Source organism: Rarobacter faecitabidus (assembly GCF_006716265.1).
Lineage (GTDB): Bacteria > Actinomycetota > Actinomycetes > Actinomycetales > Cellulomonadaceae > Rarobacter > Rarobacter faecitabidus.
On the sequence record NZ_VFOS01000003.1, the window covers coordinates 96,966 to 115,876 of the forward strand.

22 protein-coding genes are annotated in these 18,911 nt (G+C 60.5%); 8 read left to right on the top strand and 14 right to left on the bottom strand.

What is annotated here, in order from left to right; genetic code table 11:
* Nucleotides 1-125: 125 nt before the first annotated feature.
* Nucleotides 126-788, top strand: coding sequence for a hypothetical protein (locus FB461_RS09630; protein WP_142121538.1), 663 nt, complete (start codon nt 126-128; stop codon nt 786-788).
* Between the two features lie 46 nt (nt 789-834).
* Here FB461_RS09630 and FB461_RS09635 read toward each other — a convergent pair whose 3' ends face one another.
* From FB461_RS09635 to FB461_RS09685, 11 genes are all read right to left on the bottom strand, one after another.
* On the bottom strand, nt 835-1,110 hold the full coding sequence (locus FB461_RS09635) for a hypothetical protein (protein ID WP_142121539.1): 276 nt from the start codon (nt 1,108-1,110) through the stop codon (nt 835-837).
* Nucleotides 1,111-1,147: 37 nt separating this feature from the next.
* Nucleotides 1,148-1,579 carry a WhiB family transcriptional regulator gene (locus FB461_RS09640; RefSeq protein WP_170222696.1) on the bottom strand — a complete coding sequence of 144 codons (432 nt, stop codon included), beginning with the start codon at nt 1,577-1,579 and terminating at the stop codon, nt 1,148-1,150.
* Nucleotides 1,576-2,292, bottom strand: coding sequence for a ParB/RepB/Spo0J family partition protein (locus tag FB461_RS09645; RefSeq protein ID WP_142121544.1), 717 nt, complete (start codon nt 2,290-2,292; stop codon nt 1,576-1,578). The genes FB461_RS09640 and FB461_RS09645 overlap by 4 nt, the downstream gene beginning before the upstream one ends.
* Entirely contained in the window at nt 2,273-3,847 is a 1,575-nt protein-coding gene (locus FB461_RS09650; protein ID WP_170222698.1) for a ParB/RepB/Spo0J family partition protein, read from the bottom strand. The genes FB461_RS09645 and FB461_RS09650 overlap by 20 nt, the downstream gene beginning before the upstream one ends.
* Before the next feature lie 217 nt (nt 3,848-4,064).
* The gene (locus FB461_RS09655) at nt 4,065-4,361 is read right to left on the bottom strand and encodes a hypothetical protein (protein WP_142121551.1); all 297 of its coding nucleotides are present in this window, start codon (nt 4,359-4,361) and stop codon (nt 4,065-4,067) included.
* Nucleotides 4,358-4,882, bottom strand: coding sequence for a hypothetical protein (locus tag FB461_RS09660; RefSeq protein ID WP_142121553.1), 525 nt, complete (start codon nt 4,880-4,882; stop codon nt 4,358-4,360). The genes FB461_RS09655 and FB461_RS09660 overlap by 4 nt, the downstream gene beginning before the upstream one ends.
* Complete coding sequence (locus FB461_RS09665) at nt 4,879-5,271, bottom strand: hypothetical protein (RefSeq protein WP_142121555.1); 393 nt, start codon at nt 5,269-5,271, stop codon at nt 4,879-4,881. The genes FB461_RS09660 and FB461_RS09665 overlap by 4 nt, the downstream gene beginning before the upstream one ends.
* Nucleotides 5,268-5,555: a helix-turn-helix domain-containing protein gene (locus FB461_RS12510; RefSeq protein ID WP_142121557.1), complete on the bottom strand. Its 288-nt coding sequence runs from the start codon at nt 5,553-5,555 to the stop codon at nt 5,268-5,270. The genes FB461_RS09665 and FB461_RS12510 overlap by 4 nt, the downstream gene beginning before the upstream one ends.
* The gene (locus FB461_RS09675) at nt 5,540-5,884 is read right to left on the bottom strand and encodes a hypothetical protein (protein WP_142121559.1); all 345 of its coding nucleotides are present in this window, start codon (nt 5,882-5,884) and stop codon (nt 5,540-5,542) included. Before FB461_RS09675 ends, FB461_RS12510 begins: the two co-directional genes overlap by 16 nt.
* A 23-nt stretch (nt 5,885-5,907) precedes the next feature.
* Nucleotides 5,908-6,642 (bottom strand): hypothetical protein, encoded by a 735-nt coding sequence (locus FB461_RS09680; RefSeq protein ID WP_142121561.1) that lies wholly within the window; start codon nt 6,640-6,642, stop codon nt 5,908-5,910.
* A 14-nt stretch (nt 6,643-6,656) separates the two neighbouring features.
* On the bottom strand, nt 6,657-6,917 hold the full coding sequence (locus FB461_RS09685; RefSeq protein ID WP_142121563.1) for a helix-turn-helix domain-containing protein: 261 nt from the start codon (nt 6,915-6,917) through the stop codon (nt 6,657-6,659).
* Nucleotides 6,918-7,000: 83 nt separating this feature from the next.
* On the opposite strand from FB461_RS09685, the gene FB461_RS12515 reads away from it, so the two are divergent.
* Nucleotides 7,001-7,354, top strand: coding sequence for a helix-turn-helix domain-containing protein (locus FB461_RS12515; protein ID WP_142121565.1), 354 nt, complete (start codon nt 7,001-7,003; stop codon nt 7,352-7,354).
* Here FB461_RS12515 and FB461_RS12040 read toward each other — a convergent pair.
* Nucleotides 7,275-7,517: a hypothetical protein gene (locus tag FB461_RS12040; protein ID WP_170222688.1), complete on the bottom strand. Its 243-nt coding sequence runs from the start codon at nt 7,515-7,517 to the stop codon at nt 7,275-7,277. The genes FB461_RS12515 and FB461_RS12040 overlap by 80 nt on opposite strands.
* 65 nt (nt 7,518-7,582) lie before the next feature.
* Here FB461_RS12040 and FB461_RS09695 point away from each other — a divergent pair, with 65 nt between their 5' ends.
* Complete coding sequence (locus FB461_RS09695; RefSeq protein ID WP_246046193.1) at nt 7,583-8,548, top strand: Ltp family lipoprotein; 966 nt, start codon at nt 7,583-7,585, stop codon at nt 8,546-8,548.
* A gap of 14 nt (nt 8,549-8,562) precedes the next feature.
* On the top strand, nt 8,563-9,732 hold the full coding sequence (locus FB461_RS09700; protein WP_170222700.1) for a tyrosine-type recombinase/integrase: 1,170 nt from the start codon (nt 8,563-8,565) through the stop codon (nt 9,730-9,732).
* Between the two features lie 5 nt (nt 9,733-9,737).
* Here FB461_RS09700 and FB461_RS09705 read toward each other — a convergent pair whose 3' ends face one another.
* Together FB461_RS09705 and FB461_RS09710 are read right to left on the bottom strand one after the other, a co-directional pair.
* Entirely contained in the window at nt 9,738-10,643 is a 906-nt protein-coding gene (locus tag FB461_RS09705) for a DNA adenine methylase (protein ID WP_246046194.1), read from the bottom strand.
* Between the two features lie 7 nt (nt 10,644-10,650).
* Entirely contained in the window at nt 10,651-12,150 is a 1,500-nt protein-coding gene (locus tag FB461_RS09710; RefSeq protein WP_142121569.1) for a hypothetical protein, read from the bottom strand.
* Between the two features lie 673 nt (nt 12,151-12,823).
* Between FB461_RS09710 and FB461_RS09715 the strand changes: the two genes are divergently transcribed.
* From FB461_RS09715 to FB461_RS09730, 4 genes are all read left to right on the top strand, one after another.
* Nucleotides 12,824-13,669, top strand: a complete 846-nt coding sequence (locus FB461_RS09715) for a hypothetical protein (RefSeq protein ID WP_142121571.1) — start codon at nt 12,824-12,826, stop codon at nt 13,667-13,669.
* Between the two features lie 219 nt (nt 13,670-13,888).
* Nucleotides 13,889-14,584, top strand: coding sequence for a DNA methyltransferase family protein (locus FB461_RS09720; RefSeq protein WP_142121573.1), 696 nt, complete (start codon nt 13,889-13,891; stop codon nt 14,582-14,584).
* Nucleotides 14,577-17,867 carry a DEAD/DEAH box helicase gene (locus FB461_RS09725; protein ID WP_142121575.1) on the top strand — a complete coding sequence of 1,097 codons (3,291 nt, stop codon included), beginning with the start codon at nt 14,577-14,579 and terminating at the stop codon, nt 17,865-17,867. The genes FB461_RS09720 and FB461_RS09725 overlap by 8 nt, the downstream gene beginning before the upstream one ends.
* Nucleotides 17,864-18,898 (top strand): Eco57I restriction-modification methylase domain-containing protein, encoded by a 1,035-nt coding sequence (locus FB461_RS09730; RefSeq protein ID WP_142121576.1) that lies wholly within the window; start codon nt 17,864-17,866, stop codon nt 18,896-18,898. Before FB461_RS09725 ends, FB461_RS09730 begins: the two co-directional genes overlap by 4 nt.
* Nucleotides 18,899-18,911 lie beyond the last annotated feature (13 nt).

Here is an 18,911-nt window from a genome sequence, read left to right on the forward strand (position 1 = left end):
GACCGGTTCTCCACGTCCTTGCCGGAATAAATGATCGCCCACGCCCACGGCTGTCTGATCGTGATTACTCTCATTATCGTGGACACAGTTCTAGTAGAGTCGTCACATCAATTTCGACGAGGAAGTTGGACTGGGACATGTTCGATTGGAGCCTTCTGATAACCGCTGGCTTAGGAGTTGCCGGGATCGGCGGAACTTGGACCACTGCAAGATCTGCACGTCTGAGTTCAGAGAAAATGGATGAAGTCCGTCGCAGAACTGAGCAGAGTCGAATTCTGAGGCAGGAGAAGACAAACCTGTATCTAGAAGTTCTTGCGGAAGTGAACGCTGTGTTAGAAAGCGCGAGGTTCTTATCGATCCAAGACCGTGTGCTCCGGGAGCACCGACTCGTACACAACGGGCCAGATCCCGACGAAAATCGAGAATTGGATGCAGCGGCGTATTCTGATGCTCGCGATAAATTCATCGGACCCCATCGCTTTGATTTGCGTACGCGCACAGATGAAATTGCGAGATTGAGCGCCAAAGCCACATTGATGCTTGGAAAGTCTGTGCACCCGGTGGTCCAGGGTGCGCTCCAGAACGCTAGCCATACCCTCTTGAGCTGCTTCAACTGCATAGAGCACGGGTCTGAGATCAAAGAAGACGGAATCACAACGCTTCGCGCACTGAAGGAACTAGCTGATCTCGCGTCCAGATTTGACTTGGATAACCCAGAAGCGACCGTGGGCGATTTCCGGCAGTACTTGCATGCGTCGGGCTTCGATCCTTCGACTTTGCCACTGTGAATCGCACTCAAATTGCTCCATTGAGCGATCCTCTTGGAACACCTGATCATTTGTTCACCAATGTCCCGCGCTCAACGCAGACGGTGCACGGCATGGTGGTCTTCGTCGCGGCGTTGTACACGACACTGGTTTCCTTCCACAGGGAGGGCCCCTTCGCCTCCTCGGCAGCGAATTCGTGGAAGAGGAACGCGAGACCAAGGACCCGTAGACCGAGCGGGACCGTGGTACGCGCCCAGGACTCTCGTTCGAGCGCCCACACCGAGGATCCGATGAGAGCGACGAGATAGAGAACAGTGAGCAACGCGGCGAGTAATGACGTCATGATGAAGCTCCGCTCTTGTGGCACGCGCAGTCCGGGTTCATGCACCTACCTCCTCGAGCTCGGCCAGGTGCACGATCTGCTCGATCGACGCACCCTCGGCCTGTGGCAGGTGACGGATCGCAGCGCGCATCCGCGACAACCGACCTGTCAACCGCTGCGCATCAGCAAGAGCCTCGGCGTGTAAGTCGTCCTCGTTGCCGTCGACGGCGTGTGTCTCCGGCGGGCATTCCCGGCAGATTCCTGCCCAGACTCCGGCCCGTTCGGTGGTGCCAATCTGCGCGCACTGCTCGAACACAGGGCAGGTCGCACAGATCGTAGCGGCACGGCGATCCCGGATCCGGCGCTCACCGCGAGGTTCGTCATCGACGTGATAGAACAGGTCATCCTCTCGGCCGGTACAAGCGGCCTTCGCGAGGAACTCCGGAGTTATCTCGAGGGCTGTCGTCCGTTCTTGGTATCCCCGCTTCATGCTTCGGCCCTCGCGCGTTCGTCGGCGCGGATCGCGTCTTCCCAGCATTCGCCACAGGCGACACCGCCGACGCGGCTACGGCCCGCGTGAGTGCAGGTGAGTTCCTTGGCGAGCTGGTGTGTGCGTGAGAACCACTGCGGCGGCTTGCGACGAGTCGTGGCCACCGCCGGAGCACCCGCGTCACCGGGTTGACGCACCTGCTTCGCGAGCTCGACACCAGTCGTGGCAGTGATCTCACCGTCGCGGATCATCCTGCGTGCCTCAGTCGGCAACGTCATCAACGAAAGAGAGTCACGGACCGTCGCCACCGAGTAGCCTGTCCGCGCAGCGATCTTCTGAATCGTCAAGCCGGCGTTGACGAGCCGCTGGAATGCCTGAGCCCGCTCTACCGGCTCTAGCTGTTTGTGCATCGCCGCGGCCAGCATGACCTCAGTGGCCAAACCGGCCGACGCAGGCTTGCAGAACAGTGCCGGCACCTCGGACAGGCCCGCAGCCTTCGCCGCAGCGAACCGGCGATGCCCATCAACGATCATGTAAGTCCCCGCCGTCCCTGCAGGACGGACCAGCACCGGCTGCAGAACCCCAACGGCAGCCACCGACGCCGTGAGCTCGTCCAGATCAGCGCCCGCATTACCGCGCACATTCTTCGGATCAGGCACCAACGCCCCCACCGGAATCAACGTCGCCGCCATGTCACTTGCCGTCCGTGACATCCGCGAGAGCGGCGAGGGCTTCGAGCGCGTCCGGTGTCGGCTCGTATCCGAGAGACTGCAACGCCGTGTACCAGGTGCGGATCAGTTCGGCGTCACCCTGTGACGTGGTGCCCCAATCCTGGTGGTCGATCGTCCACGCCGCGGTCGTCATCACGACGACTGACGTCGCCGGGTCAAGCTGCGCGAGCTTTTCGGCGACGGCCTCGTAATGCGTGTCCTCGTCGTCGTTCTCATCCAGTGGTGGGACACCGAGGATCTCGCCAAGCCGTTCATTGTCGAGGAGCGCCGAGTTGAAGAACTCGGGGACGTCGTCGTAAAACGTGGCACGCACGAACGCTTGCCCGATCAGCGGCCACAGTGCCGCACTGAACGACCCGTCCAACGGCTCGCCTGCCTGGAGGAGTTCCTTCACGAACGCGGCACGGTAGTCCTGCTCGTCTGTGGCCATCACGCCGAACTTCTCCTCGAGTTCCTTGCGGCGAGCATCGCGCTTGCGCTGCTCCACAAGCCACGGCGGATCCGCCTGCGTCTTCGGCGCGGCCGCCTTGGCGGCAGCGTCGCGCGCCTCTTGCTCCTCGGGTGTGAACGCGCGATACACGTCCGGGCCCGACGAGGAGATGAACGCGGTGAAATGACCGGGATGCTCCTCGGCCAGCGCTGCCTGAACTTTGGGCACGAGCGCGGCGAACGTGTCCGGGTGCGAGTTGTAGGCGTAGGCAAAGAGACGTCCCGGCGGCTGGGTCGACATATATTCGCGGATCACCGTGACGCCAAGAGCCTCGAGGTCGTCCAACACCTCCGTCGCAGACTCGAGCCGCGTACGGAACAACTGCAGACGACTCACGACAAACGAGACATTGGACGCATCGCCGTTCAGAGCCTCATCAAGCGCGGCCGTCGCGCCGGGGATGTCCTCGACGTCCGCGATCGCCTCTGCCTGTGCGAGCGTCAACGTCCGCGCGTGCACCGCCTCACGTGCCTTCTCCGGCAGACCAATCAGTTTGATCCGGTTCGACACATGCGACTGCGACCGTCCGACACGTTTGGCCACCTGGTCCTGCGACAGACCGAGATCCAGCAGACCCTGGAAGCCGTCCGCCTCCTCAACCGCCGTCAAGTCGCTGCGCTGGATGTTCTCGACAAGCATCAGTTCGAGCTGATCCGCCTCCGACAACGTCGGATCGATCACCACCGGCACCTCCGCCAGGCCCGCCACGACCGCGGCCGCATGACGACGGTGCCCGATCACGAGACGGAACCGGGCCTCATCGCCCGGGTCCGGGACCGCCAGCAAGTTCTGCCGGATCCCGTGCTCACGGATCGAGTCCGCCAACTCCGACACGTCCCCGACCTCGCGGCGCGGATTCGACGGATGCGGCCGCAACTGATCGACCGGCACAAGGCGCGCGCCCGCAGGCAGGTCGCCCAGCAGCGAACCCGCCACCGGCGTCGACTCCGCCGAGATCTCCTCAACCGCCGGCACACTCGCCCGCGCCTTCCCCTTCCGCGCCGGCGACTTCGCGCCGGTCACGGTTTCCTTCGTCGCTGTTCCCACACTGACCAACCCCTTCAATCCTGTTTCCTAGCCACGACGCTCTTCGCGTCCGGGCAACCCTTCATGTGGTCGCGCTGCACCTCACGTGCCGCGCTATCTGTCTCTGCCAGCCGCTCCCACGCGCACCCGATGCAGGTGGCGATCAGACGGCCGTCCTCCGGGATTACATGCAGATTCCCGTCACCCGGGAACTGCGCCGCGACCCGTACCTGCCGGCTCACCCCGCGATCGCCGCTTCACGACCCGACAAGGCCGTGCGTGCCGGACACACCGCGAAATGAATCAACGCCGGCCGCTCAGTCGGATCCGGGCTCTCAGTCGCCGGCAACACACGCGCCGTCGACGAACCGATCTGCACCGCATGCGACGGCCGGATCCCGCAGGCCGAAACGAACTCCGGCTCAAACGGCGCCCACTGCCGCTGCGACCCCGGATGCAACTCCAGCGGCATCACCAGCAGCATCACCACCGCCCGGCCACACGCCTTGCACTGCGTCTCCTGACGCGCGCTCACCGCCACACCGCCACAATCCGCTCACCATCACCGCGGGCATGCCTGCCCGTGTGACCGCGCCGACGCGTACACACCGCGCCAAGCAACTCGACCGGATGCGACTTCGCTTCACACCACAGCGCGTCGTCCTCACCCGTCAGATCCGCAGGGAGATCCTCGCGCCACGCCGGCGGGAAATCCGCAGCCGCCACCCACTCGCGATCACGCGCAGGCTTCACGACCACAGCCGCAACCCGAGCAGCCTCCCGCGCCGAATCCGCGGCACGCTGCGCAACATCGACCGCGACGACCAGATCCACGACCTTCTGCGGCAGCTCGACACCCACGGCAAGCGCGAGCAAGCACTGCCGAACCACTCCGCCGGAAAGCAAGTCGCGGACCTGCTCCCACAGCTGCACGTCATCACGACCAGGACGCTGACGCTGCAGCAACGAAAACGCGGCATCCGCCGTGTCCCGCGCGACATCCTCGACAGTGCGGACCCGCACCGAGGACACAACCCCAATCACCGAAGCGTTCATAGGCCCGGATCACCCCCGCCATTGAGGAACGATGCCAACGCTGCTGCGCCCGGCACCACGGCTATCGCCAACAGGACCGCACCAGCACGACGCAGGATCTCGGAGACGTGAGACTTGCCCGCCCTGCGAGGCCAAACAAGATGGACCGCCCTGAAACGACCACCGGGCTGCACCTGCGCGGCGCGAACCGTCTCCAACGCCGTCACCGCGTCACGCAAATTGATGCCAGATGCCTGCGACAGCTCGACCGCCGCCCGCGTAATACCCCACGCCGACGACAACTCCTCCACCGTCGCTTTCAACCGGCGAGGCGACATCCACAAGCGGCGCACCGCCAACAACCCGGCGAAGACCACGACCGTGAGACTGATCAGAAAAAACCACGTCATCGTCCGCCCCCCGCCCGACGACGAGCCGCCAAATCGACAACGTTGCCCGACCGACGCGGACGCTGATGCGAGCACGCACCCGACAGCAGCTGCTCCTCGAGACACACCCGCGCGATCGTCCACCGGCCACCCTTCACCCGCTGCGTCGCGTGCACCTCGCCCGACTCCACCCGCCGGCGCATCGTCACCGTATGACACCGAGCAACAGCCGCGGCCTCCGCCACCGTCAAGAACTCCGCCGCTGCCGGCACCACTACGAGCCCGGCGCTCACGACGCCCTCCACAACGCAGCGTCAAGCCGCTCATTCTCGACCTGCCGGCGGATCTCCGTGTTCTCGCGAAGTTCAAGACGACGAGCACGCAGAGCCGACAACTCATGACGCATCACACGCAACGCCTCAGTCGGCGACAACATCGGACGGGCGGCTTCGGGGCGCGGAGTCGAAATGTAAATCGCTGACCGAGCTGTGCTTGCCTCATGCCACGAGAACACCTCGTCACTGTCATGACCGATCGACAGCGCGTCCTCCACCACCTGACGCTCGATCAACGCAACAGCACCCGGATACAGCACCGACGACGGCGCCACCGGATCAATCGTTGGTATGGTCAAAGGGACCAACTCCTTCAAGTAGGTCAAGACCGATCAGCGTCGTCCGCCAAGACAGGACGCTGGTCGGTCGTTTTGGTGTTGGGAAATGTGATCCCCGCATTCATGCGCTGGATCGTTTCTAGATGCGCAGAAACCCGCTCAACAGCGGCAAGCAACGCGTCACCGATCTCGCTGCCGCAGTGGTAAGAGAACCCCGTATCGCGCGAGTGCTCCGACGCTGCCGCCGGAGGAGGCACAGCGGCAGCGTCGGAGGGTTCCCCTACAGTCGGGACCACAGGAGCAGACGGACCAACGCCTGCCCCACCGACGACACCCGACCGCGACAACGGCGAGTGTCCAACTGAAGGAGAAGCATCATGGCGAGCATCAGACTTACCGTCGGCATGAACCGGTGGCATTTGCCTCTCGACACCGATGTTGAGGAACTCAAAGCCGCTGTCTTCAACGCGATGCGTTTCGACAAAGGTGACTGGATTTCCATCAAGACCACCAACACGCTTGTCGACATCTACATCAGCAGCGGCGTGCCGATCAGTATCCAGCCGGTCGTCGGTGTCAACGTCGACCAAATCTAAGAACATCTGGGCGGCGTGTGCGGCTTGTTCGCACGCGCCGCGCACCAAGTCGACTGCGACCGAACCAAGCGGTAGCCCCGACTCGTTGAGCATGAGCAGAACCTCAGCACACACCTGCTCCGAAGAAGCCGCCGTCACGCGCAATACCCGCAAAGCATCGAGGCGCTGATCAACGCCGATCATTTGGTCAACCCCGTTCATCCCGCCAACCGCCCATCCGCGAGCGCGTGTTGCTTTGTTGGCTGGGGCAGGACATCAACGGCGGTTACGTGCAGAGCATCAGCTATGCGTGAGAGATCCTTGAAGGTCAATTGCTCCGGGTCGAGCAGACGACGGCGGAGAGACGCATAGGGAATGCGCGTCTCCGAAGCGAGAGAGTTGATCGAGTAACCCTGCTCGCGCATGTAGGTCTGAATGGGCTCAACAACCCGATCGAGCGCGTCTATTGCGTTAGCCATATGCCTAACGTAGCCGCATGGCTAACGGTTGTCAATTAGCCGTATGGCTAGACATGTGAACTCATGGCGTGTACGTTGTCCACATGGACAAAGGCCGGAGACTGTCTCAACTAGTCACCCTGGAGCTGATCGCAGAAGCCAAGAAGCAGGGCATCAAGCAGAAAGACGTGGCGAAAGCGGCTGGGATCAGTGCGCCGCAGTTGTCGTATTACGCGGCAGGCGTTAGAGGACTCATGACGCTAGGTACTTTCTCCAACGCTTGCACCTTCCTTGGTGTCGACCCACGACATGTCGTTGGACGCGCGCAAGACAAACTCCTTAGCGAGATCGCACATCCCTCAACTTCGGCCATCGCGATTACGGATGCGGATCTAGATGCTGCAGAAGAAGCAGCGCGACGATCTGCTCGGCCGCGAGCGCGCGTCGATCGGGAGTGAGGTTGGCGTCGAGCCAGGCGGAATGTTGTTCGGGGTCTAGACCGGCACGGGCGGTAGGCGGTAGGTTTGCGGGGCGGTCTGTACTGATCGTGAGGCTGTAGCCGAGGAAGACTACGGCCTCGATTGATTCACAAAAACACGAGGTCAGGGCTTCGTTGTCCATGAATGGTATTCGAAGCGCAAGACTTCACGATGTGGGCCACGGGGCCCTGAACCTTGGAGAATGGGATGAAGAAGAACCTCCTAACGCTTGTTGCCTCGGCGGCATTGATCACGTCAGTCCTGGGCGGTTGTGGGAATGAAGAGACAACGCCAAGCGAAACGTCGAGTGACAAGGCAGCACCAACGGAATCGACTTCGACGACCGAGACGCCAGCCACGGAGCCGAATAAAGGGTCAGCGGTTGACGCGTGCGCGAAGATCTTCGAGGGCGACGACGATGCGATCTTCATGCGGATCCCAGGAGCGTTGATTGGTATCGGGGCAGACCTGACTGATGACCAGGCCGACGAATTGACAGAGATCAACGAGGCCCTTGTCGAGGCCAGCAAACTTGCACCCGACGCACTGGCAGGGAAGATCGACCGACTCAACGAGCCATTTCAAACGTTTGCCGACGTCGTCGCAGCAGGCGGCGGCAGCCTGAACATGGACACATCACACGTGACTGAGGACATTGCCGACGTCATGACAAGCTGCACCGAAGCTGGGTTCAGCCTCGCATCTGACACCGAGGCAATCGAAGAAGAACCTGAACCGGAACTCACCGTCGGTCAGCAGAACGCGGTCGACAAGGCGGAAAGCTACCTTGAATACAGTGCGTTCTCACGGTCCGGTCTGATCGACCAACTCGAATACGAAGGCTTCACCAAGAAGCAAGCGAAATTTGCGGTCGACTACATCGATGTCAACTGGAAGCAGCAAGCCGTCGACAAGGCGGAAAGCTACCTCGACAGTAGTTCGTTCTCTCGCTCCGGTCTGATCGACCAACTCGAATACGAAGGCTTCACCAAGAAGCAAGCAACGTTCGGAGTGGAACACATCGATGTCAACTGGAAGAAGCAGGCCGCGAAGAAGGCGGAAAGCTACCTCGAGAGCAGCTCGTTCTCTCGCTCCGGTCTGATCGACCAACTCGAATACGAAGGCTTCACCCGCGCGCAGGCAGAGTACGGCGTGAAAGCAGTCGGCTACTAGGAGCTCTGATTGATGTGGCGTGGACTCGGAAACTGCCCAGCGGTAAACACCAAGCGCTCTACCGCGGCCCCGACGGGAAAGTCCGCACCGTCACCGGCGGGCCCTTCGTCCACAAAGCCGCAGCCGACCGCGCCGGCGCTGCCGCAGAAGCCGAGTCCCGCCACGCCGGCTGGCGCGACCCCGAAGCATCCCGCAAAACGTGGGGAGAATGGTGCGCCGCCTGGTGGCCAACACGCACCGTCGCACCATCAACCCTGCGCACCGACGAAGGGCGACGCGACACACATCTGCTCCCCCGCTGGGCAGACACCCCACTGTGCGACATCACCAGACACGACATCGTCGCCTGGGCAGCACACCTGCGGCTCGGAGACACAAAGACCGGACGGAAACCCGTAGCCTCTGAAACCGTCAAACGGATCGTCCACCTGTTCTCCGCCTCACTCAACGGCGCGATCGACGCAGAAATCCTCACCACCAACCCCGCCGCCCGACTCAAATTCGGCGGCGGCCACGTCCGACACGGCACCTACCTCACCCGCGCGCAATACGCCGACGTCCGCAAACACCTCGACCCGCGCTGGCACCTCGTAGCCGACCTCCTCGTCGGGACCGGCATGCGCTGGGGCGAAGCAACTGGACTTCACCACGCCCGCGTCGACCACCAACGCCGCACACTCGAAGTCATCGACGTCTGGCAACAGTCCGGCCGCACCATGAAGCCCTACCCCAAAGGCAAGAAACCCCGCACCGTGCCAATCCCGCCCTGGATCGACCTACCCGCCGCCACCACCGGCACCTGCGGCTACTCCCACGACACCGGAATCTGCCACTCACCGCTCCTGCTCACCACACCGAACGGCGCGATCCTCGACCAATCCCGCTTCCGTACCGCCCTCAACAACGCATGCGACAAAGCAGAAATCCCCCACATCCGGATCCACGACCTCCGCCACACCTACGCCAGCTGGCTCATCCAAGATGGAATCTCACTATCCGACGTCGGCAAACTCCTCGGCCACACCTCACCACTGACCACTGAACGCTACAAACACCTGCAAGACGAAGTGCCCGACACCGTCACCCGATCGCTCGCCAACGACCCACGACAAGCCGCGAGCGCAACACCCGTCATGGAACGCGCAGCGCGCCGCGGGCTCAGAATCGTGCACGGTGGGGCCTAGCGGTATCAGACGGTGACCCAGCGGGAAAGATCGTTGGGGAGAATATCGAGTCCCGGGACTACCATGTCCTCACTGAATAGTGCGTATTCGGAACCGATATGTTGATGTTGGGCAGTGTGCGAGATGTTGAATGTCGCACACCGGACCCCCTCATAGAGATCGTTCGCGATGACGTCGTTCGCGTCGTAGGTCATGAACCATGTGAGGGTCGAAGCCTTCAACTGATCTGCCAACTCCTGGTGATCATCCAACGTCAGCCGGTCCAGATACAGGTCGTCTCCCTGCACGACGTAGGGGGGATCCACGTAAACGAAGGTCGAATCAGACTCAGGCTCAAGCGACTCCAGGAATGCTCGCGCGTCCATCTGCGTGACTGTCACACGATGGCGGTAGCCGCCTAAGAACCGAACACGGCCTGCAAGTTCTGGCTTGTTAAAACGAGCATCGATCTTCCAATTCCCGTTCTGGTTCAATCCCCCGATGGGCCTGGCGTTAAGGATGCCCGAACGATTTGTACGGTTGAGGAAGAAAGTTGCGAAACCCACAGTGAACTCGTCGTGATCTTGTGGATCAAGGTAGATAGCTCGCTGTCGGTGCCATTCGTCGACCGTAACCACGCACGATTCAATAGCTGACGAGAATCTATCTGTCTGGCCAAAGACAGACTTCCAGAACGAAGCGATACCGGTGTGGAGATCGTTGATGCAGATCCGATCTACACGCTCATCGACGAGCAACTTCAACGCCGCTCCCGCTCCGCCAGCGAACGGTTCAGCGTATGTCGTTGCCGGACGATCTTGCGCCGCGATCAGATTCGCGATGTATGGCGCTAGTCGACGTTTCCCCCCTGGGTAACGCAATGGCGTATACATGCCACGTCCGGGGCGGCTCACGGTTTCGGAACTCGTCACCTCACTATCATTCCAACTCTGAAGCCGGATGGCCAGCCGCTCGGTTCTGTGCGTTCGCGACGTACAGGTCTAGTGCCTCGAGGAAAGGCTGGTAGTGCCTTGTTTGGTTCCTGACCGCTTCACGGTCTGCGTAGTAGTCCGTTCTGTGGACATAGGAGTGCATGTACGCCACTGAAAGTTCGCCCGCCCCATTCGATAGGTGGTCATGAATCGCGGGAAACTTTCTCGCGCGAGGACTCACTCCTCGCCCTTCGAGAAGTTCCAAGCAACGAGCGACACGTGGCCCAAGATCCTCTTTCTTCAGCGCATGAGTCACAGGTTCACCCAGACCCTTCAGCGAATTCAAGACTTCCCCGACAAAAAGCTCGATGAAAACGCGGGTCATGACAACGCACGAGTACGGCTGGCGATCAATCCGCAGCGCCTGCAACTCCGCTAGAACCTGCTGAGTCTTAGTACCGGCAGTATGTAGATGCAGACCAGCAAAAGGCTGTGTGATGTCCGGCTTCGGACGCGGCTTTGGCTTCGGATCTGGCTCCGGGTCGCCGTCAGGATTGGGGTGATCGCCTCCACCGGATGTATCGCGGTCCGGCTCACCTGGGCTACCTGGCTCATCATCAACAGGGCTGTCTTCATCAGAGTCGCTATCTGAAGTCAGATAGTCCCCCGGCGCAGGAAGATCCGACGAAATCCTGTTGAGGTACCCCTCGAGGTTCGCATTCGTATTGATGACGCGGCTATTCAGATGCTCGCTGCCGAGTTGACCTAAGACCTTCGTGAACGCACGGAGCAAAGCCTCGTCGCTTACAAGCTTCTCTACGAAATAATCCCGAGCCTTGTCAATTCGGACACCCAGTCTTTCCTGGTGCTCAGGCTTGCCAAGCAGACGACCCAACGTGGTCAACCCATGCTTACGAGCATTGGCAATGAGCGCGCTCAGGTTCGCGTTGCCCGAGGCGATGCTCGCCAGGAGATCGAGAACCCCACTGGCTCTCCGTGCTTGAGGGGATGACCCGCGCGGCCTTCTGGTACTACGAGACGCGACCTCCTGGTCATGCCGAATCTTGGCGGCAGCATCCCACGTCATGGTTCCAGCCCCGCGATGCTGGGCTTGGTTAGTGTGCTTGAGTTCGATCAGATGGTCGGCGTATTCCCGGTCTTCCGTAATAACCGCTGCGACCTTGGTGGGTGCAGGATTTTTCTTCGCCAGATCCGTGAACTTCTTACGGAGACGTTTGGCAGTCTTCTCGTCCACCAGCGCGCTCTCAACGATCAGATCTGGATTCGCCAGGCACTTAAGTACCGTGAACCGCCGGTTGCCTTCAAGGACTCGCCAACCCTTCCCCTTCGGTTCAAGTATTGGCAGGCTCGATGGATCAATGCCGTACTCGCAGATGTCTTCGGCGAGCGCAACGATCGAGCGAGCGATAGCAGGATCGCCGAGCAGAGAAGCTATCGTCTCGGGTTGCGTTTGGACCGGCTCGTGCCGCGCGTTACGCGTGTCCAAGAGCACACTGTGCACTGGAACTTCATTCACTTCACCACGAGCATGCGGCGCCATAGCCCATCCCACTTGTCTCAGCCCGCACTGAACACGGGTGCCATTGATCCTGCTGGCACCTGATAGTACTGCGAGTCCCCCAGAATCTGAAGATCGACTTCACCACCGTGCTGCACGTGCAGCAAAATTGCAGCAGCCGAACGCTATTTGCCGCTCCACGGCGCTACACCAATCCTTGACCTTCGATCCCCTAAATGCTTTCTGGCCTGCACAAACGCTACGCGGGATCACACCACGCTACGTGGCGCTACACCGCTTGGGAGGCTCTTTTAATCCGTAGGTCGTGGGTTCGAGCCCCACGGGGCCCACTCGTTTGACCAGGCCGTGATGGGATGGGATGGGACGGGCGTCGGCCGATGACGCTTGCCACTTGGGGGGCCAATCGCGGCACCACTACCCGAGACGCCCTCTGGGTAGTCCTTCGCGGACGCACCCGCATGTCCCTCCTCCAGATCGCAGACCCCTACCCCGCGTTACGACGAGAACCTCTTGAGGGTCATTAATCTTGAACGTGCCACATTGGCTTTCTCGCAATTCAGGTCGACCCCCGGTGCACCAGGAGTACTCGAATTACCCTGATGCGTCGAAGGGTGCCGGTAATCTCGGGGGAAGAGAGGCGGTGACCGCATTGGCGAGAATCCACGGTACCTACGAATACGACGACGATGATCTGACCCCTGGCAGGAAGAAGGAAGGTGGCTTCCACCAGAACCTCTACGACGGGGACGGGAAATTGAGGGGGAACGCTCGATTCATCCCGGACGACGATCAACCGGAGGAAGACTACGATTCCGACTACGGCGATCCGCACTACGCCGCCCAGTCAGCGGCCGAAACGGAAGCAGAGGATCGCCGTCGAGAGCAAGATCAGCAAGAGCAGGCCGAACTCATCCTTAAGGCGGTCGTCGTTCTGGCGGCCGTCGCGTATGTGAAAGCGAAGCCGCACGTTCAGCGGCTCTGGCAGGAAAAGATCAGCCCAACGATCCAGTCCAAACTTGATGCCCGAAGCCTTCGGAAGACCGAGCGTCAGGCTCGTCGCGAACAGAAGCGGGCAACCGTGCAGCGCGAACCTAATGAGATGCCGAATCGCGTGCATGAGTCTGTCGAAAACCCTTCGACCTTACCGTCGAACGACCTCGCCGTTGCCTCGCAAGAGTACCGCCGCAACATGAGCAGTTCGGAGGCCCAAGCCCGTTATCTCATGGCGTTGGTGGCGAAGGCATTCAGTGACGAGCAACTTCGGATAGTGGCCAACGCCAACATCGTCGAGGACGAGCAGATTGTAGAGTTGGAGGGCACTCTCGCCCAACTTCCTCCGACCCAAGTAGCTCAGCTCATCGACAGCTTGGAGACGAACCCATCTGCGCTCACAAGTGAATCATTCGACTTAGCCGCGCTCCTAGCAGAGACAGCAGAGCAAAGTCCATTAAGTGCGCATCGTGAGCCGCGTCGCAGCGATCAGTAGCGACTTGAGTACGGACGGCCACCGCTGATTTCTTATCGAAGTGCACGGTTCAACGCCAGTTGTCGGTGAGTTTTGGCATAGATAGAGGTGTGAGCATCTGGAACCCGCAATCAGTGGCAGTCGAGTCTGCAATCCACAGCGCGTTACGACCGAGAGCACGGACGCACGTTGAGTAGACTTTCTGGTTCAGAGCAACCCTCCACCAATCGAAGAAGATCCATGACCGTTCGCACCGCCGCCGAGCTGCCGCACTCGCCAGCCCGTGGCGAACAGGGCCATCCGGCACCTGAGCGCCTGGTGAAGTCCCGTGATCGAGTCAAGGCGTACGGGGAGGTGTTCACCCCGCGCCGGATGGTTGATCAGATGCTTGACCTGGTTCGGCCCGAGTTGGAGACTGGCCCGAACTTTGTGGACAAGACGTTCTTTGAGCCTGCCGCCGGTGACGGGAACTTCTTGGTCGCGATCCTCCAGCGGAAACTCGTTGCCATCAAGCGCCGATACCAAAGCGAGTTCTGGCCCACGGAGTCATTGTTTGCGCTCGCTTCCATTTACGGTGTCGAGCTACTCACCGACAACCACCAAGCCGCCCAGTCGGCACTCCTTACAGAGTTCGTGGCCTTTCACGAAGCGAATGGTACGAGTTGCACCCGCCGCACCAACCTCTACCAGTCAGCCGCCTACCTCATTAGCGCGAACATCATCGCCGGCAACACGCTGACCGGCCAAGATTTCAGCGGCGCTCCGATCCAGTTCTCCTGGTGGAATCGCGTACTCAACATCCCTGGTACGGTTCATCGAGAACCGTTCTCCTTGGCGTCGTTGCGTGACGAAGACGCGTTCGATTTCACCATGTACGCCAGTTACAAGCCCTGCCGCATTGAGCACGTCCACAAGGAAGTGAGGACCGATGCCTAGCCCTCGCATCAGCACATACAAGGTGATTACGCCACTGATCTACTCGTGGCGAACTCCGGACATCCCTAAGTACGACGGCTGGGAGAAGATCGGTTACACCGAACAGGAATCTGCGGACATTCGCATCGCACAACAAGCGTCGCAGCTCTCAGTGACGAAGGAAAAGCTCTGGGTCCGGCGTGCGGTATTCACCTCTGAGGCTGGTGGCAGGTTCAAGGACACGGACTTTCACGCCTATCTGCGCCAGATGGGTGTGGAACGCGAGCTCAAACCGGAACGCACCGAGTGGCATCATTTTGCTGGCGCACCGAAGACTTCCATCGACTACTTCAACACCTTCGCTGGGCAGGATTACTCGGATTTCCAAGCAGACGGGCAGGACGACTACACGCTGCGTCCAGAGCAGCGAGCTGCGGTGGACCAAGCAATCGCCGCATTCGATGCCGGGCACACGGAAGTCCTATGGAACGCTAAGCCCCGGTTCGGCAAAACCCTGACCACCTACGACCTGATGCGCACCCTGGGCGCACAGCGGGTGCTGGTCGTCACGAACCGCCCGGCTATCGCCAACTCATGGTTCGATGACTTCGTTCGATACATCGGCCACCAGACCACCTTTAAGTTCGTTTCCGAATCACCATCGCTGGCGTCCCGCACACCGATGACGCGCGCTCAGTGGCGATCATTCTCCGGTGAGCATCTAGACAGCCGTCCCCGAATCGTTGAGTTCCTATCCCTCCAGGACCTCAAAGGGTCCCAGTACTTCGGGGGAAGCCTGCCAAAGTTGAAGCACATTGCCGACTTCGACTGGGACCTCCTGGTCATTGACGAAGCCCACGAGGGCGTCGATACGACCAAAACCGATGTAGCGTTCGACCACATCAAACGCACCCACACGTTGCACCTGTCGGGCACACCGTTCAAGGCGCTCGCCTCGGGAAAGTTTGGCGACGACCAAATCTTCAACTGGACGTACGAGGACGAACAGACCGCGCGCGACACCTGGGACGATGACGCTACCGAGAACCCCTATGAGGCGCTGCCGACGCTGAACCTGCTCACCTACCAGGTTTCTCGGATGGTCACCGACCAACTCGCCGTCGGCGTTGCCATTGACGAGGATTCCGCCAACATCGACTACACCTTTGACTTGGGTGAGTTCTTCCGCACCAAAGACAATGGGTTCTTCGAACACGAGGACGAGGTAGCCAAGTTCCTTGATTGCTTGACGACCAACGAGAAGTACCCGTTCTCAACCCCCGCGTTGCGGGACGAGATTCGGCACTCGTTCTGGCTCCTAGACCGCGTTGCGTCCGCCAAAGCACTAGAACGAATGCTGAAAAAGCATCCCGTCTTCAAGGACTATTCGGTCGTCCTCGCTGCGGGCGATGGACGTGGCGCTGACGCAGACCTGGCAGTCACCGGCAAATCGTTGGACGCCGTTCGCGGCGCGATAGCCAAGGCTGAAATCACTGGCGGGAAGACCATCACCCTGTCCGTCGGCCAACTGACCACCGGGGTCACCATCCCCGAATGGACTGCGGTCATCATGCTGTCCAATATCACGTCGCCCGCTTTGTACATGCAGGCCGCATTCCGGGCGCAGAACCCGTGCACATTCGAACGCGCCGGCACGGTGTACCAGAAGAAGAACGCCTATATCTTCGACTTCGCACCCGAACGCACCCTGACGGTCTTCGATAAGTTCGCCAACAACCTGAATCCGAACCCGTCCGGCGACCAGGGGGTCCGTCAGGAGAACATTCGACGCCTGTTGAACTTCTTCCCGGTCATTGGCGAGGACTCGGAAGGGCGCATGGTCGAACTGGATGCCGCGCAGGTCCTCACCTTCCCGCAGGTGTTCAAGGCCCGTGAAGTGGTGCGGCGCGGTTTCCTGTCGAACTTGTTGTTCGCAGGTGTTGGGGGTATCTTCCGTTACTCGGAGCACGTGAAGCAAATCCTCGATAAACTGCCCACCGCGCACCAGGGCAAGCTCAAGACCGGCCAAACCATCGACATGCCGGAACCCGCCCCGATTGTTGATAGCGACGGCAACGTGTCTGTCGATGCGGATACGGTCATCAACCCGAAGGTGGCTGAACTGGGCAAACCGGTGTGGTCAGTCGAGGACATCCCAGTTATCGAGCCTGACACTCCGGCGCATGTCGCTGCGGCCAGTATCGCTAAAGCCGTCACGGAGCAGGCACGTGCCAAGCGAGACGAACTGAAGGCCGAATATGGCCTCACGGTCAAGCAGGTGGAGCGTGATGAGAAACGCACAGAACAGGCAGTGAGGGCGCAGGTCGAACGCGCTTACGTTGACAATGCCATCGCCACCCAACACCTTGCCGATGAGCGTGCGGCCGCTGCTACGCAGGCCGAAGCGGCTGTAGTCGAGGCCAAGCAGGTCGAACACAGGGCGGCGTTTACAGCGAACATCAACGCGATAGTCGAAGCCAGCTTGGATTCCATCGTGCCGGAGGTCGTTACCCGCGAGGAGACGAAGAAGGAACAGAAGCGCGCCGATGGCGCTATGGAGGATGCGCGCTCGCACCTGCGCGGGTTCGCCCGCACCATCCCGATGTTCCTGATGGCTTACGGCAACCGGGACATTCGCCTGGCGAACCTGGATGATTACACCCCCGACGACGTGTTCGAGGAGATCACCGGGATCACTGAGGACGAGTTCCGAATCCTGCGCGACGGCCAAGATGTCACCGAGGATGACGGCACCGTCGTGAAGATCCCCGGCCTGTTCGATGAGGCGGTGTTCGACCAGTCGATTCAGGAGTTCTTGGACAAGAAGGAAGCGCTGGCGAACTACTTTGACAAGACTCAGACCGAGGACATTTTCGCCTACATTCCACAGCAGAAGACCTCTCTCGTGTTCACGCCGCAACCCGTGGTGAAGATGATGGTGGACACGCTTGAGGCCGAAAACCCCGGCATCTTCACCGATTCTGATAAGACGTTCGCGGACCTGTTCTCCACTGCTGGGCTGTTCTTGATGGAGCTGGTACGCCGACTCGATGCCGGGCTTGCGGAACAAATCCCGGAACAGGACGAGCGCCTACGTCACATCCTGACCAAGCAGATTTTCGAGATGAGCCACAACAAGCTGTTGCACCGCATCACCATCGAAGCCGTCTCCGGTGGCGTCGCCGCACGCAAGGCATGGATGGAAGAGTCCGAACATTTCCGGGTAGGGAACCTCGCCGCCATGAGCGCGGCAGAACGCCAGCAAGTAGTCGATGCCATGCTGACCGAAGGGAACGAGTCGTGAATAGGAAGTTTGATGTAGTCATCGGAAATCCTCCCTACCAGGAGGAAGCGCAGGGAGAGGGCACCCGCGATACGCCTATCTATCACCGGTTCATGGACGCCGCCTACGAAGTTGGCACCAAGGCGGTCCTCATCACCCCGGCGCGCTTCCTGTTCAACGCTGGGTTCACACCCAAGGCATGGAACGAGAAGATGCTGAGCGATCCGCACCTGAGTGTGGCACACTACGTCGCCAACAGTGACGAGTTGTTTCCGGGCACGGACATCAAAGGAGGCATTGCGGTCACCTACCGCGATGCCGCCCGCGCCGGGGAACCCGTCGGCACGTTCACCAAGTACCCCGAGCTCAACGATGTTCTGCACAAGGTTCTCGATACGAAGAGCGCCTCGATCAGCCCACATGTGTCTAGCGGTCGCGCATACGCCTACACCCAAACAATGCACGACGAAGTCCCCCAGGCGACAGCTCTGATGTCGAGCGACGCACAGTACCGGATCAGCACGAACACTTTCGAACAGCTCTCCTTCCTTTTTCACGTGGAGCACCCGGCCGACGCACACCATTATGTGAAGGTCCTCGGCCTCATCAAAAACAAGCGCGTGGCCCGCTGGATTCGCAGTGACTACATTTCTGGCCCCGCCAGTTTCAGCGCGTACAAGGTGGTGCTTTCCAAAGCTAACGGGTCAGGCCAGTTCGGAGAAGCGCTTGCTTCGCCTCACGTGCTTGGCCCTGCCCAGGCAGTAACGCAGTCGTTCATCACCATCGGGAACTTTACTGACGAAGTAGAGGCCGAAGCATGCCTCAATTACGTGAAGACCAAGTTCGCGCGTGCGCTACTCGGGGTCCTCAAGATCACCCAAGACAACCCGGCGCGCACCTGGAAGTACGTCCCGCTCCAGGACTTCGCCAACGCATCCGACATCGACTGGTCGGTGTCAATCCCGCAGATCGACCAGCAGCTCTACGCGAAGTACAAACTCGACGACGACGAGATCGCCTTCATCGAATCCCACGTCAAACCGATGGAGTAGGCGCTCGGCGCGC

Coding starts and splice junctions, on each gene's coding strand:
- FB461_RS09635 (WP_142121539.1), bottom strand. CDS start 1,110: ATGACGTCATTACTCGCCGCGTTGCTCACTGTTCTCTATCTCGTCGCT.
- FB461_RS09640 (WP_170222696.1), bottom strand. CDS start 1,579: ATGAAGCGGGGATACCAAGAACGGACGACAGCCCTCGAGATAACTCCG.
- FB461_RS09645 (WP_142121544.1), bottom strand. CDS start 2,292: ATGTCACGGACGGCAAGTGACATGGCGGCGACGTTGATTCCGGTGGGG.
- FB461_RS09660 (WP_142121553.1), bottom strand. CDS start 4,882: ATGAACGCTTCGGTGATTGGGGTTGTGTCCTCGGTGCGGGTCCGCACT.
- FB461_RS09665 (WP_142121555.1), bottom strand. CDS start 5,271: ATGACGTGGTTTTTTCTGATCAGTCTCACGGTCGTGGTCTTCGCCGGG.
- FB461_RS09680 (WP_142121561.1), bottom strand. CDS start 6,642: ATGATCGGCGTTGATCAGCGCCTCGATGCTTTGCGGGTATTGCGCGTG.
- FB461_RS09685 (WP_142121563.1), bottom strand. CDS start 6,917: ATGGCTAACGCAATAGACGCGCTCGATCGGGTTGTTGAGCCCATTCAG.
- FB461_RS12515 (WP_142121565.1), top strand. CDS start 7,001: ATGGACAAAGGCCGGAGACTGTCTCAACTAGTCACCCTGGAGCTGATC.
- FB461_RS12040 (WP_170222688.1), bottom strand. CDS start 7,517: ATGGACAACGAAGCCCTGACCTCGTGTTTTTGTGAATCAATCGAGGCC.
- FB461_RS09695 (WP_246046193.1), top strand. CDS start 7,583: ATGAAGAAGAACCTCCTAACGCTTGTTGCCTCGGCGGCATTGATCACG.
- FB461_RS09720 (WP_142121573.1), top strand. CDS start 13,889: ATGACCGTTCGCACCGCCGCCGAGCTGCCGCACTCGCCAGCCCGTGGC.
- FB461_RS09725 (WP_142121575.1), top strand. CDS start 14,577: ATGCCTAGCCCTCGCATCAGCACATACAAGGTGATTACGCCACTGATC.